Genomic DNA, 3,982 nt, shown 5'->3' on the forward strand with positions numbered 1-3,982 from the left:
GTATTCTTCGGCCCCGTACCCGCAGCGACAGGCGTCGGGCCATTCGTGTTGGTGCTCGAGCACCCGGCAATCCCGATGAGGACGATCGCCGCGCCGATGCGGCAAAAATGTCCGGCACCGAAAAAAACAGTTTCGCCAATATTAATCGTCATATTGTTTCCTTGGCAGCCGAGGTAGAGCGAGATTGGCCCGGTCGGATGTCCCATGTTAATATGTCAAGAAAAGGCCTCGGGAGGAACCCCGCCAACCATGTCCAAAACACCCGATTCGGGCAAAGCGGAAGATGACGAGCCTTCGACCGTCGAGCAATATCTGGTGAAGGACCCGGAACGCTTCGCCCTGAACATGGCGCGCATGATCGAGCAGGCCGGCAAGGCCGCTTCCGCCTGGGCCGAGCCGCGCGAAAAAGGCGACGTGCGCGACCATGTCGCCGAGCCCGTTGTCGATATGGTGAAGACCTTTTCCAAGCTCAGCGAATACTGGCTTGCCGATCCGCAGCGCGCGCTGGAAGCGCAGACGCGGCTGTTCTCCGGCTATATGACGGTCTGGGCCAACGCCATTCAGCGCACCAGCAACGCCGCGCAAGACACCGAAGACGCGGTCAAGCCGGAGCGCGGCGACAAGCGGTTCCTCGACCCGGAATGGGGCCGCAACGCCTTCTTCGATTTCCTCAAGCAGGCCTATCTCGTCACCTCGCGCTGGGCGGCCGATCTGGTCGAGCACGCCGAAGGCCTTGACGAGCACACCCGCCACAAGGCCGGCTTTTACGTCAAGCAGGTGTCCAACGCCATCTCGCCGTCGAATTTCATCCTGACCAATCCGGAACTGTTCCGTGAAACCGTCGCGTCGAACGGCGAAAACCTGGTGCGCGGCATGAAGATGCTGGCCGAGGACATCGCCGCCGGCAAGGGCGACCTGAAGCTGCGGCAGGCTGACTACTCACCCTTCGAGATCGGCAGGAACATCGCCACCACTCCCGGCAAGGTGGTCGGCCGCAGCGACGTCGCCGAAATCATCCAGTACGACCCGGCGACCGAGACGGTGCTCAAGCGGCCCTTGCTGATCTGCCCGCCATGGATCAACAAATTCTACATCCTCGATTTGAACCCGCAGAAATCCTTCATTCGCTGGGCGGTTGAACAGGGCCACACCGTGTTCGTCATCTCCTGGATCAATCCGGACGAGCGCCACGGCACCAAGAGTTGGGAAGCCTATATCCGCGAGGGTCTGCAATACGGCCTCGACACCGTCGAGAAGGCCACCGGCGAACGCGACGTCAACGCGATCGGCTATTGCGTTGGCGGCACGCTTCTGGCGGCGGCACTGGCGCTGATGGCGCAAGAGGGCGACGACCGCATCAAGTCGGCGACCTTCTTCACCACGCAGGTCGACTTCACCCATGCCGGCGACCTGAAAGTGTTCGTCGACGAAGAACAGGTCGCCGCTGTGGAAAAGTCGATGAGCGAAAAAGGCTATCTCGACGGCACCAAGATGGCGACCGCCTTCAACATGCTGCGCTCAGGCGACCTGATCTGGCCCTATGTCGTCAACAACTACATGCGCGGCAAGGATCCCCTGCCCTTCGACCTGCTCTACTGGAATGCAGATTCCACCCGCATGGCGGCGGCCAATCACTCTTTCTACCTGCGCAACTGCTATCTTGAGAACAACCTTTCGCAAGGCACGATGGAACTGGCGGGTCACACGGTTTCGCTTGGGGACATCACCATCCCGGTCTACAACCTCGCCTCCAAGGAAGATCACATCGCGCCGGCGCTTTCGGTGTTCCTCGGTTCGAAATATTTCGGCGGCACGGTCGAGTATGTGATGGCCGGGTCGGGCCATATCGCAGGGGTCGTCAATCCGCCGGCATCCAACAAATACCAGTACTGGACCGGGGGTACGCCGACGGGCGACTTCAGCCAGTGGATAGCCAATGCCACCGACCATCCAGGATCCTGGTGGCCGCACTGGCAAGACTGGATAGAGGCCAAGGACAACACCCGCGTGCCTGCCCGCAAACCGGGCAAGCATATGAAAACCTTGGGTGATGCTCCCGGCACCTATGTGAAAGTACGTGTGTAACGGACTGTAATGTGTGGTGAGTTGACGGACCGCCAAAAGCGGGCGAAATGGTGTCGTCAACCATCAAGCGGCCGTAATTCGACAATCACCGCAAAAATACTTCCAGGCTTGCGGATTTGACACAGGTCTCGTTTCCGGATCGGAGACAAAGGTCACCTTGGCATCGACGCATGCGTGTGGCGCCAAGGATATACCGACCGGACATCGAGGGGGAATTTGACTTTGAAATCAGCAGGATGGAGCCTCGCAAAGGGAGAACGCCGCGCCATTGTGGCAGCGCTCTGCTCCTTGCTTCTGGCCTCCTGCACTTCGGCTGGCGACCCGACAATGTCGGTCGGAATGCCCGGTTACAATGCCACCGCATCGGATATGAATGCTGCCTCAAGTGGCAAGTCGGCCGCTGTCGCCGATTCGTCCGAGGTCACGACCGAGCAGACGACCGTGATGACGGCGAGCGATACGGCGCTGCCTGAAAAAGTCGCCTACGTGCCTATGTCCAAACCGGGAGCTGCCTTTCCGCTGACCACGCCGGCGGGCGCCGAAACCATCGTTGGAAACACGCCGCAATCGCTGACGCAGCAGGCACAGACCGCGCCGCAAACCGACGCGGTCGCCCAGCAGATTGCCGCGGTCGACGGCGACGTGGCGGCGCCGAAGCCCGCTGCCGCTCCGGCCATGAACAACCCGGTCTATGTGACGGCTGGCGAGATGCCGCAGGCCGAAGCACCAAAGAAGAAAGGCTTCCTCGCCTCGATGTTTGGCGCAACGCCAGCCTCGGCGACACCAGCCCCCATCATCAGCAACGCCCGGACGGGCGAGCAGCCCCCGGCGCAGGCAAAAGCGACGCCAGCAGCGGCAAAGCCGATCATCACGCTGGCCTCGGCCAATTCCACGGCCAAGCCGGTGCAACTGGCTTCGCTCGGCGACGATAGCAATCACATCACGGGTAGCGACGCCCTGCCCGGCGTGCGCCAGACGGCCCTGTTCGAGATCAAGCGCAAGTCCGGCCTCGACGACGAAAGCGACGTCGACCTCAACGAGGATGAGGGGCCAATCGGCGGCTCCTATCAGGTTGCGTCAGCCGCCGGCATGGCCCGGTTGGCGCCCAACGGGCTGCTCAAGCAGAACGAGAGCGTCGATGTGGCCTGCCTGAAGCCGTCGCTGGTGCGCGTGCTGAAGACGATCGAAGGCCACTACGGCCGCAAGATGACGGTGACGTCGGGCTATCGCGACCCGGCCCGCAACCGGCGCGCCAACGGGGCCAAGAATTCGCTGCACATGTATTGCGCCGCCGCCGATATCCAGGTTCCCGGCGTTTCGAAATGGGAACTGGCGAGCTACATCAGAAGCATGCCCGGCCGCGGCGGCGTCGGCACGTACTGCCACACAGAATCGGTTCACGTCGACGTCGGCCCCGAGCGCGACTGGAACTGGCGCTGCCGCCGGCGCAGCGGCGGTGACGGCTAGTCTAGCAGACGGTCTTAGGCCTATTAGCAGCCAAGATCGTACCGGTGACCATTCTGAGCATTCGGGATTAGCCGAAGCCTCCCACAAACTTCGTCATCCTAGGGCGAAGTAGGGCGAGGCTCCGTCGCGGAGACCCTGGGATGACGAAACGATGGGTGTCGCCGCTAATTATCAAAGCCTGCCAACCCTCGGGAAATCGTTGATTTGGCTGGCCCGGAAAAAAGTTGTCCAAGGTGGCACCTGACGGGTTGCCGGTTGCGCACAACACCAGTATAAGCCGCTTCGTCTGAGCGCGCCCATCGTCTAGCGGTTAGGACACCGCCCTTTCACGGCGGTAACAGGGGTTCGATTCCCCTTGGGCGTACCAGAAAAATAATGCGTTTAGCGCAAACCTCCCTCCCAATGTGGCCAATTTCGCCTGGCTCTCTGC

2 protein-coding genes, 1 tRNA gene and 1 pseudogene are annotated in these 3,982 nt (G+C 61.4%); 3 read left to right on the forward strand and 1 reads right to left on the reverse strand.

Annotation, left to right across the window (positions count from 1 at the left end; genetic code table 11):
• A pseudogene (locus EN893_RS38720) lies at window positions 1–206 on the reverse strand (hypothetical protein); the annotation flags it as partial.
• Window positions 207–249: 43 nt separating this feature from the next.
• Between EN893_RS38720 and phaC the strand changes: the two are divergent.
• The 3 genes from phaC (at window position 250) to EN893_RS22440 (ending at window position 3,919) form a co-directional block, all read left to right on the forward strand.
• Window positions 250–2,085 (forward strand): class I poly(R)-hydroxyalkanoic acid synthase, encoded by a 1,836-nt coding sequence (gene phaC, locus EN893_RS22430; protein ID WP_127269943.1) that lies wholly within the window; start codon window positions 250–252, stop codon window positions 2,083–2,085.
• A gap of 216 nt (window positions 2,086–2,301) precedes the next feature.
• The gene (locus EN893_RS22435; protein WP_127272637.1) at window positions 2,302–3,552 is read left to right on the forward strand and encodes a YcbK family protein; all 1,251 of its coding nucleotides are present in this window, start codon (window positions 2,302–2,304) and stop codon (window positions 3,550–3,552) included.
• 292 nt (window positions 3,553–3,844) lie between these two features.
• Window positions 3,845–3,919 (forward strand) — tRNA-Glu (locus EN893_RS22440).
• The last annotated feature ends 63 nt before the right edge of the window (window positions 3,920–3,982 follow it).

The sequence above is a fragment of the Mesorhizobium sp. M7A.F.Ca.CA.004.04.2.1 genome (assembly GCF_004022825.1).
Taxonomy (GTDB): domain Bacteria; phylum Pseudomonadota; class Alphaproteobacteria; order Rhizobiales; family Rhizobiaceae; genus Mesorhizobium.

Bases quoted from the DNA above. Each gene is read 5' to 3' on its own strand.
- phaC (WP_127269943.1), top strand. From the start codon at position 250: ATGTCCAAAACACCCGATTCGGGCAAAGCGGAAGATGACGAGCCTTCG.